Genomic DNA, 266 nt, shown 5'->3' with positions numbered 1-266 from the left:
CCCAAGGCGTTTTCAGTGACCGAAATCAAGGCGCGCGCCGCAGACAATGCGCGCCGTGTTGAAAAGATCGGGGATCAGCGGCGGCGTGGTGGGGAAGTTTCGCCCCAAGATGAGGCGTTTATCGCAGCGCGGGATCAAGCTTTGGAAAGCTGTCGGCGTATCCGGGCAGTGGCGTTGCAAGGGGCCAAGGGATGAAGGTAAAGGGTTTTGACGCGATGGTGCGCGATGTAGCGGCGGAAACTGCACGGATCGAGGCGGTCAAAAGA

General features: G+C 59.8%; 1 protein-coding gene. It reads left to right on the top strand.

The window, feature by feature from the left end; genetic code table 11:
* A partial coding sequence (locus Q4528_RS14150; protein ID WP_303522248.1) for a hypothetical protein occupies positions 1 to 195 on the top strand: 195 nt, incomplete at its 5' end.
* Positions 196 to 266 lie beyond the last annotated feature (71 nt).

Source organism: Staphylococcus pasteuri, assembly GCF_030547725.1.
In the GTDB taxonomy this organism is placed as follows: Bacteria; Bacillota; Bacilli; order Staphylococcales; family Staphylococcaceae; genus Staphylococcus; species Staphylococcus pasteuri.
The sequence above is the reverse complement of the archived record's forward strand: the minus strand, read 5'-3'. Positions and strand labels throughout refer to the sequence as shown.